Below are 7,660 nucleotides of genomic sequence, written 5' to 3'. Positions count from 1 at the left end.
GCGGCGCTCGTCGCCGTCAGTCACGGTCCCGCAGGCTCGGCCGGGGGACGGTGCTGCTGATCGTGGGCGTCCTTGCCGCCGTGCTGGCCGTGCTGGACCAGGTCTCCAAGACCTGGGCAGAGGCGAACCTGGACGAGCTGGACCCGCAGCCCTTCCTGGGGGAGGTGCTGCAGCTGACGCTGCTGTACAACTCGGGCGCGGCCTGGGGCATGGGCTCGGAGATCACACCCGTGGTCACGGCGCTGCAGATCGCGATCGCGATCGGGGTGATCGTGTTCTCCGTAAAGGCGGTGCGCTCGCCGTGGTACACCCTGGCGATGGGCCTGATCCTGGGCGGGGCGCTGGGCAACATCCATGATCGCCTGCTGCGCCCGCCCGGCCCGTTCCGCGGCGAGGTCGTCGACTTCCTGCAGCTGCCCAACTGGCCGGTGTTCAACGTGGCCGACATGGCCGTGGTGGGCGGTGCCGTCCTGGTGGTGCTGCTGGGAGTGATCGGCGTCCCCGCGGACCCAGCGGAGCCCGTCGAGCCCGTCGAGGACCAGCGATGAACGCCTCCCGCGTGCTGATGGTGCCGGACGGCCTGGCCGGTGAGCGGATCGACGTCGGGCTGTCGCGGATGCTGGGGTTGTCCCGTTCCCGCGCCGCGGATCTCGTGGACGCCGGCCACGTCGAGCTCGACGGCGCCACGCCCGCTCGATCGACCCGCCTGGAAGCAGGAGCGATGCTCTCGGTGACCATCCCGGAGGAGCGGCCGGCCGTGGAGGTGCGGCCGCAGATCGCCGAGGGGATGGCGCTGGTGCACCAGGACGACGACATCGTGGTGATCGACAAGCCCGTCGGCGTCGCTGCCCATCCCAGTGCCGGCTGGTCCGGGCCCACCGTGCTGGGGCACCTCGCCGCGGCCGGGGTGGCGATCCGCACCAGTGGGGACCCGGAGCGGCAGGGGATCGTCTCACGGCTGGACGTGGGCACCAGCGGACTGATGGTGGTGGCCCGCACGGAGCGCGCCTACACCACCCTGAAGGATGCCTTCCGCGCCCGCGAGGTGGACAAGACGTACCACGCCGTGTGCCAGGGTCGGCCCGATCAGCCCCGGGGCACCATCGAGGCCCCCATCGGCCGGTCACCGCACCACGACTACAAGTTCGCGGTCACACACGAGGGCAAGCACTCGGTCACCCACTACGAGACCCTGGAGGAGCTGCGTGCCGCGACTCTGCTGCGCATCTCGCTGGAGACCGGTCGCACGCATCAGATCCGGGTGCACTTCTCCGCTCTGCACCACCCGCTGGTGGGCGACACGATGTACGGCGCGGACCCGACGCTGGGGGAGCGCCTGGGGCTGAACCGGCAGTGGCTGCACGCGATGGAGCTGGGCTTCGTGCACCCCGTGACGGGCCGACCGGTCACCTTCACCTCCCGGTATCCGCAGGACCTGCAGCAGGCGCTCGAGGCCCTGCGGGAGGGCTGACCGCGCTCCGTCACCCGGGGGCGGTGGGGTTCTGCTGCGGGGGTCGGGCAGCAGGTGTGCCCGGGTCTGCTCGGGCATCTGCGGTGCTCGGATCGGCCCGGATCTTCTCGTACTGCTCTCGGGTGATGCGGTACTGCTCGTAGTGGCTCCTCACCCCCAGGAAGGATGCCTCGTCGCCGCGGCCGGTGTGCCGCATGCCGATCCCCTCCAGGATCCGCACCGAGGGCGCGTTCAGGGGCAGGGCCTCCGCCCATATCGAGGCCAGCGCCAGCGAGTCGAAGCCGTACGCCAGGCCGGCTCGGGCCGCGGCCTTGCCCAGTCCCTGCCCCCAGCGGGTGGACGGTCCGATGACGTACCCCAGCTCGCGCTCGTCAGCCCGGGTCCCATACAGATCCACGTAGCCGATCAATGCCCCCTCGTGCTCGACGCCCAGGCGCAGCAGCTCGGGCGGCGGGTCCGCGATGATGCGGCGGAGCCAGAAGCGCTCGTGCTCGTCCCAGGCCAAGCCCGGCGTCCAGCCGGCATGAGCGACGAACGTGTCGTCCGCGGCCCAGTCGGCCAGGACAGCGGCATCGGCGCTCGTGAGGGGGCGGAGGGCGACGGCCGGGATGGTGTGCATCGCCCGAGTGTGCCACGCGGTAGCGTCGTGGGATGAGCGAGAAGCAGTCGTCGTCCTCGGCCCCTCTGATCCCGGCGGTCCCCCAGGATCGCGCGCTGTCCCGATCGGAGTTCCCCTTCGCCCGCGTGGCCCGGCGACTGGGGATCGAACCCACTGGTGCCGAGGTGGCTCTCCGGGACCAGGGCACGGCGCGGGCCGCGATCGCAGCGGCCAGCGAGGACTTCCTGGCAGCTGACGATGATCGCCGCGCAGGGCGCCTCCCAGCGCACCCCATCGCGCAGGACCCGGACTTCCCGACCGGTGTGGGCATGGCACTGGTGGGTGCGGCCGTGCTGTGGGAGCAGCGCCAGTACGTGCCGCGCATCGCGCTGCGGGTCGCGAAGGACCACTACGAGGACGGCCGCGACGATCTCGCTGCCAGCTTCATCGCCCTGGTGCAGGAGTCCGTGGAGCCCGGCGAGGACGGTGGACCAGGGCATGACGAGGCATCGGCATGGGCCGCGCAGTCGCTGCTGGTCTCCGTGCTGCAGCGCTCCGGCAGCCCCGCCCAGGCCGATGAGATCGCCCGAGACCTGGCCGCTCACAACATCCCGCTCGATCTGTGGCGTGCGGACGACCCGTCCCTGCCGGATGATTCGATGGCCTGGCACGGTGGAGCGTTCGTGGGCGGGATCCCTCCGCGCCGCGATGAGCGCCACCTCAGCTACGAGGACGTGCACGACTACCTGGACCAGCTGCTGGCCGACATGCGACGGGAGGACGCCGCGGAGCAGGACGATCAGTAGGGCGGCGGACCGTACTGCTCCTCCGTGCCCTCGGTGGATTCTCCGGTTTCGACATCGGTCATCGCGGTGCGATGGCGGGCGATGCGCTGCTGCACCTCGTCCCACATTTGGGTGAAGGCATCGACCACCCACGGCGTGACCATGTCGGTGTCGTCGATGGCGTCGACGGGAGGGCCCCCGCGGATCGCCCAGGACGTGGAGCCCGGGTGGAGTGCTCCGCTGGGTGGACCCGAGCGTGACTTGGCCGGCGGATCGGAAGGTGACCTGGAGGGTGGATCGGAAGGTGACCTGGGGGGTGGATCGGAAGGTGACCCGGAGGGCGGATCGGAAGGTGAACTGCCCAGCGGATCAGCCGTGGCGGCACTGCGGCGCACGGGGTCGATGAGGCCGGCCGTCTTCAGCTGGTGATGACGCCAGCACAGCAGGTGCGTGTTCTCGATCGAGGTGGGACCGCCGGATGCGGGGTCGCGGTGGTCGAACTCTTCGATGTGGTCCATCTCGCTGGCCCAGGACGTGGGCCTGGTGCAGCCGGGCACGGCGCAGGTGGGATGGCGCAGGCGCAGGTGCTCGAGCATGTCTGGCCTGGCGGTGTAGCGGTCGGCCGGCAGGGGCAGGAACGCACCGGTGCTCGGATCGGTGAGCACGCGGTACCAGGTGTTCTCCCCACCGGCGAGCTCCCGCGCCATCTCCGCGGGGATGGGGTGGATGCCGTCGAGCATGCCGGGTGCGTCCGCCGCACCCAGCAGGCTGAGCGCGGGGACCGTGACGGTGATGCGGAACCGCTCACGGGGGACCTCGACCGTGCCCGTCTCCAGCACGGAACCGGTGAGAACCCGGTAGCGCAGCGCCGCGAGGGAGAGCGGCCTCGCGGTCCCGGAGACGCTGCCGTCATCGAAGGGGATCTCCTGCCCGCTCTCCAGGGCCTGACGCTGAGCTCGCTGGATCGCGCGGGCCGCGGAGTCCAGTCGGCGCCCCAGGGCGAGGATCTCCGGTGCGGGACCGATGACCTGCAGGCAGGCGGTGCCGTCCTCATCGGGCGGGAGGATGTCCACACTGCGCTGAGGGCGTGAGCGTTGAGCGGCCTCCTGCTGATCGCTGAGCCAGCGCACCAGGGCACCGAGCTCGCGACGGAAGCGCCCCTCATCGACCGCGAGCTCCCAGCTGGCGATGGATTCGTCGAGCTCGTGCAGTGCCGCCTCGCGCAGACCACCGGCGCGACGCAGCACGACGGTGAACCAGCGCGCCGGCAGCTCAGCGGCCTCGAGACGTGCCAGCAGTCGCGGCAGATGTGTGACGGCGGTGTGAGCATCCTCCAGCAGCCGGGATGCGTGATGGATGCTGCAGCGCAGGGCCTGAGACACCATCAGATCCGCCTCGTCGCGCAGATCCGGATCCTCCGGATCGCCGGCGGGCCAGTGACGCGCCGCGAGACGGAGCTTCGCGGCCAGCTGCCGTGACTCGGCCAGGCCCAGATCCCACAGCTCCCGGAGCTTCTCCGCCTCCGCCCCGGCCTCGTCGACGAAAGCTTCTGAAGGGAGGGTCTCCCGCGTGAGCGGACGCCGTGATCCTCGGATCCCGGGCTTGCGCGGGCGTGGCGCACCGGGGCGGGAACGCGCAACGGCGCGACCCCGCGGCTTCGGCACGGAACCATCGCTGACCTGGGTCATCGTTCCCCCTTTCGGTGGATGTCGCGGCCGGGAATTCCTCGGCTGTGCTGATGGTCCAAGAGTAGGCGCCATCACCGACAATCGAAAGGACGTTCGAAATATGTGGAAGGCCGTGGATAAAAGGGTGGACAATGCAGATCCGGGTTCCTCCACAATGCATGTTTTTCCACATTCTGTGGATAACGGGTCGGCCACCGAGGCCCCGCACGTATCCACACGAGCCGGAGCCGTGCCTGCCGCCGTGCCTAGACTGCGATCCATGCCACGCAACGCACCACTGATCGCCGCCGCGCTGACCGGAGCGGGGGCCACGGCGCTCGCCGGTGGAGCCGCCCTGCTGGCCGCCCGGCAGCTCAACGGGCCCCGCCGTCCCGACCTGCCCTACACCTTCACGCCCTTCGAGCTCGGCGTGGACAGCGAGGCTGTCGACTTCACCGCGGCCGACGGGACCACGATCCGGGGATGGTGGCTCGACGCCCCGGGAGCTGAGCGCAGTGAGCACGTGGTGATCGCCAGCCACGGCTTTCGCGGCGACAAGTCGCAGATGCTGGGCATCGGCACCGGGCTGCACCGCGCCGGCGCGAGCGTGCTGTTGTTCGACTTCCGCGGCAACGGCGACTCCGATGACGGCCGGCAGTCCCTCGGGCACTACGAGCAGCAGGATCTGCGCGCCGCCATCGCATTCGCCAGGACCCGCCGGCCCGACGCCCGGATCGACCTGCTGGGCTTCTCCATGGGGGCGGCCGTGTCGATCCTGGTGGCGGCCGAGGATCCGACCGTCTCCCGCGTGGTCGCCGATTCCTCCTTCGCCGACATGCACGGCGTGGTCGCAGCCGCCGCCGCCTCGCTCAGGGTGCCGGGCGCCTTCGCGCACCTCGTGGACCTCGCCACCCGACACCGCTACGGCTACGGCTTCTCCCAGGTGCGGCCGATCGAGGCGATCAGCCGCATCGAGCCCCGCCCCCTGCTGATGTTCCATGGCACCGAGGACTCGGTGATCCCGGTCGAGCACGCACACCGCCTGGCGCGGGCCGCCGGAGCGTCGGCACGGCTGGTGCTCACCGAGGGGGCCGACCACTGCGGTTCCTACTTCGCGGACCGCCCCGGCTACATCGACCAGGTGGCACGGTTCCTGCTGGCCGAGGAGGGGTGATGCCCGGCGGGCCTTCGTGGGCCGCTCCGCGGTCCGGGCCTGCGCGATACGAAACTCTCTGGGCCGACGGGTACTGCTGCCCCAGGGTGGCCGGTCATGGGCACGTCGGCCTCGACCGGATCTCCGTCGTCCTGCCCGACGGGAGGCCACCGCTGGGCCGAACCCGTGCTCCATGGGACCCGCGCTGCACAGGAGCATGGCCAGCCTGACGATCACCGTGGATGAGCAGGTGCTTCCCCGGGCGGGCGACCGCCGAGTCGCGTTCTTCTGTCACACCCCTGCCCGATGATCCATCCATGAGCTCTCCCATGGTCCTGGCCGACCTCACGCACACGGTGCCCGCGGCGCAGTTGACCGAGGCGTGCATCCTGGCACGCGGAGTGGATCTTCTGGACCACGAGCACGGTCTCATGCCGCTCGAAGGTGTGGTCCACTCCGACCCTGATCGCGTGGTGCGCATGGGCCGGTACTGGGGGAGCCCTTTCCGATGCACGTGCGGCCACTCATACGACGGTGGCTCGGCACTGGCCCCGTTCTGTGTTCACGCTGCCGCGGTCGTGGCGCGGTGGCTCGCGGACCGCGAACCGGATCCGCAGGCAGCGATCACCGACGTGCATGACGACGCAGTGCCGTTCGCGGATCTGGAGCGTGCACGGGACGCCCTCGCGGCACGAGCATGGGAGCGTGATCCTGGCGACGAGCTCTCCATCAACGCGTACGTCGATGAGGGACTAGCGAGCATCGGCCTGGCACCGGAGGCGTACGACCTCCATGGCTGGCTCCTTCGTCATGCCACGCCGACGCAGGTCGAGAGGTGCCTGCGCGAACGGGTCGCATCGTGGCTGGGGGAGGACGGAGAGGCAGACCTCCCTCCGGACAGCATGAATGCCGCAGTGCAGGTGTCCGACCTTCTCCAGGGCGGCATCCGCAGCGACTCGGCCGCGTCGTTCGACGCAGCTCTGCTCGCTGTCACACGAATACGATCCGGCCTCGATCAGTGGAATCGGCACGATCGTGCCTTCGGTGTCGCCATCGATCTGGCGAGCCGCCTCGTGCCCCGTGCTGCGCGACCAGGCAGTGGACAGCCTGAACGATTCATCCGCACCGTCATCGGGCTCGAGGAGAAGCACCCGAGCCCGCAGATCCCCATCATGCCGCTGGTCATCGGGCACTGGGACCGGCGACTGTGTGAACTCGCCGCTTCGGAGGTCGAGCGGCGGATCGAGGCTCTCCTCGATCTCATCGACATCGACATGGCCTCGCACGAGGGCTCAGGACCCGTCCGAAGGGACACGGCTGCTCCCTTCCCCCTGGACATCGACCCGATGGGTGACGGGATTTTCGTCGACCAGCGGTTCTCCGACATCGGTCGTTCACCAGCAGAACTGGTGCATGCGCGGCTCGACAGACTGCAGCGGCTGGCTGCGGATCTGGCCTTGCGCATGCGCGATGTCGACGCGCTGGAGAAAGCCCTGCGCCGATGGAGCGGAGCCACCTTCGCCGAGTTCTTCCATCGGGCCCGTCGATGGTCATCGCAGGCGCAGCTCGCAGTGACCCGGGTCGCCGCGGACCGAGGGGCGGTGGACTGGTCGGTCGATCGCCAGCCCTTGCTCGCCGAGGTCAGGGACGATCGGCACTCGTACGGGAGCAGCGAGTACGCCAGTGATGTCATCGAGATCCACGAGCGTGCTCACACCCAGGAACGGCTGAGAGTCCTCGGTGTCCACGACGTCGCGGTGGCGCTCGGCAAGAGCGGCCTCAGTGCTGATGCCCAGCGGTTCCTGCTCGACCAGTTCCGCCGTGATCCCGATCCTCGCCATGTACCGACCCTCGTCCGCTGCTGGGAGGAGGCGAAGCTCCCCGCGGACCCGTTGGACGCTGCCAGGAGCGTCCTTCGAGGTGAGCGCGCCGACCCGCCGGGGTGACCACCATGACCCCGCCCACCGGCGCGTCGGTCGGTGCCCC

Annotated in this window: 7 protein-coding genes; 5 read left to right on the top strand and 2 right to left on the bottom strand. The window is 70.1% G+C overall.

What is annotated here, in order from left to right; translation table 11 throughout:
• Both lspA and M3B01_RS02475 read left to right on the top strand, forming a co-directional pair.
• Positions 1–548: signal peptidase II (gene lspA / locus M3B01_RS02480; RefSeq protein ID WP_396123325.1), on the top strand; the 548-nt coding region annotated here is incomplete at its 5' end.
• Positions 545–1,471: an RluA family pseudouridine synthase gene (locus M3B01_RS02475; protein WP_259789244.1), complete on the top strand. Its 927-nt coding sequence runs from the start codon at positions 545–547 to the stop codon at positions 1,469–1,471. The genes lspA and M3B01_RS02475, both read left to right, overlap by 4 nt.
• Before the next feature lie 10 nt (positions 1,472–1,481).
• On the opposite strand, the gene M3B01_RS02470 is transcribed toward M3B01_RS02475, so the two are convergent.
• On the bottom strand, positions 1,482–2,090 hold the full coding sequence (locus M3B01_RS02470) for a GNAT family N-acetyltransferase (RefSeq protein WP_259789243.1): 609 nt from the start codon (positions 2,088–2,090) through the stop codon (positions 1,482–1,484).
• Between the two features lie 32 nt (positions 2,091–2,122).
• On the opposite strand from M3B01_RS02470, the gene M3B01_RS02465 reads away from it, so the two are divergent.
• A complete protein-coding gene (locus M3B01_RS02465) occupies positions 2,123–2,875 on the top strand; it encodes a hypothetical protein (RefSeq protein ID WP_259789242.1) in 753 nt (250 codons plus the stop codon).
• Here M3B01_RS02465 and M3B01_RS02460 read toward each other — a convergent pair.
• Positions 2,869–4,542 carry an HNH endonuclease signature motif containing protein gene (locus tag M3B01_RS02460; protein ID WP_259789241.1) on the bottom strand — a complete coding sequence of 558 codons (1,674 nt, stop codon included), beginning with the start codon at positions 4,540–4,542 and terminating at the stop codon, positions 2,869–2,871. The genes M3B01_RS02465 and M3B01_RS02460 overlap by 7 nt on opposite strands.
• 259 nt (positions 4,543–4,801) lie before the next feature.
• On the opposite strand from M3B01_RS02460, the gene M3B01_RS02455 reads away from it, so the two are divergent.
• Positions 4,802–5,695, top strand: coding sequence for an alpha/beta hydrolase (locus tag M3B01_RS02455; protein ID WP_259789240.1), 894 nt, complete (start codon positions 4,802–4,804; stop codon positions 5,693–5,695).
• Positions 5,696–5,991: 296 nt separating this feature from the next.
• Positions 5,992–7,620, top strand: coding sequence for a hypothetical protein (locus tag M3B01_RS02450; RefSeq protein WP_259789239.1), 1,629 nt, complete (start codon positions 5,992–5,994; stop codon positions 7,618–7,620).
• Positions 7,621–7,660 lie beyond the last annotated feature (40 nt).

It is taken from the genome of Brachybacterium sp. p3-SID957 (assembly GCF_025144775.1).
Lineage (GTDB): Bacteria > Actinomycetota > Actinomycetes > Actinomycetales > Dermabacteraceae > Brachybacterium > Brachybacterium epidermidis.
The sequence above is the reverse complement of the archived record's forward strand: the minus strand, read 5'-3'. Positions and strand labels throughout refer to the sequence as shown.

Bases quoted from the DNA above. Each gene is read 5' to 3' on its own strand.
- M3B01_RS02475 (WP_259789244.1), top strand. From the start codon at position 545: ATGAACGCCTCCCGCGTGCTGATGGTGCCGGACGGCCTGGCCGGTGAG.
- M3B01_RS02470 (WP_259789243.1), bottom strand. From the start codon at position 2,090: ATGCACACCATCCCGGCCGTCGCCCTCCGCCCCCTCACGAGCGCCGAT.
- M3B01_RS02465 (WP_259789242.1), top strand. From the start codon at position 2,123: ATGAGCGAGAAGCAGTCGTCGTCCTCGGCCCCTCTGATCCCGGCGGTC.
- M3B01_RS02460 (WP_259789241.1), bottom strand. From the start codon at position 4,542: ATGACCCAGGTCAGCGATGGTTCCGTGCCGAAGCCGCGGGGTCGCGCC.
- M3B01_RS02455 (WP_259789240.1), top strand. From the start codon at position 4,802: ATGCCACGCAACGCACCACTGATCGCCGCCGCGCTGACCGGAGCGGGG.
- M3B01_RS02450 (WP_259789239.1), top strand. From the start codon at position 5,992: ATGAGCTCTCCCATGGTCCTGGCCGACCTCACGCACACGGTGCCCGCG.